This window comes from Corynebacterium sp. MSK041 (assembly GCF_030232265.1).
Classification (GTDB): Bacteria; Actinomycetota; Actinomycetes; order Mycobacteriales; family Mycobacteriaceae; genus Corynebacterium.
In genome coordinates this window covers 1-213 of sequence record NZ_JASPJK010000083.1, presented here as the reverse complement: position 1 = coordinate 213, position 213 = coordinate 1, and the positions used below count along the sequence as shown (strand labels likewise).

The window sequence follows — 213 nt, the reverse complement described above, 5'->3', positions numbered from 1 at the left end:
GGAGCGGATGACGAGACTCGAACTCGCGACCCTCACCTTGGCAAGGTGATGCGCTACCAACTGCGCTACATCCGCATTCGGGCACTAGTGCTCGAATGGAGTGACCACCGGGGTGATCCTTCCGCGGATCCGTGAAGGATCCTTGTGCGCGATACTGGGATCGAACCAGTGACCCCTACCGTGTCGAGGTAGTGCTCTACCGCTGAGCTAATC

The 213-nt window shown here is 59.2% G+C and carries 1 tRNA gene; it reads right to left on the bottom strand.

Annotated elements, in window-relative coordinates:
• Positions 1 to 2 precede the first annotated feature (2 nt).
• Positions 3 to 75 (bottom strand) — tRNA-Gly (locus QP968_RS11265).
• Between the last annotated feature and the right edge of the window lie 138 nt (positions 76 to 213).